General features: G+C 67.1%; 1 pseudogene. It reads left to right on the top strand.

Features of this window, described 5'->3' with window-relative positions:
• Positions 1–260: 260 nt before the first annotated feature.
• A pseudogene (locus tag P3L18_RS28405) lies at positions 261–389 on the top strand (HNH endonuclease); the annotation flags it as partial.

Genomic DNA, 389 nt, shown 5'->3' on the forward strand with positions numbered 1-389 from the left:
AATGCTCGAGGTGGTGTCCTTGGCAGCGTCCGGCGTGCGCACCGCATTTGATGCATCCGCGATCACGCACCAACAACGCTTTGCGCTGGCCGGGGGTGAAGAAGCGTTTCGCCTCCCCAACACTGAGCGGTAGCGAGCCGCGTGCGGCGAGCCTCGAGACCGCTTGCGCCGGTGCTGGTTCGGCTCGACGGGTGGTGCGGATACTCGTCGGCGAGCGGGGTCTCGAGGCCTCGTCGCTGGCGCTCCTCGGCACCTCGACCATCTACGCGCGGCAGTTGGGTAACGAGCTCGCCGCGGAGACGCCTGGCGGGTTGCCTGCTGCGGAGGACAAGAAGATCAACTCCTACAGCGACCGCATCACCGACGACGGCCGGTTGGAGATCTCGGCG

It is taken from the genome of Gordonia sp. N1V (assembly GCF_029269935.1).
GTDB lineage: Bacteria > Actinomycetota > Actinomycetes > Mycobacteriales > Mycobacteriaceae > Gordonia > Gordonia polyisoprenivorans.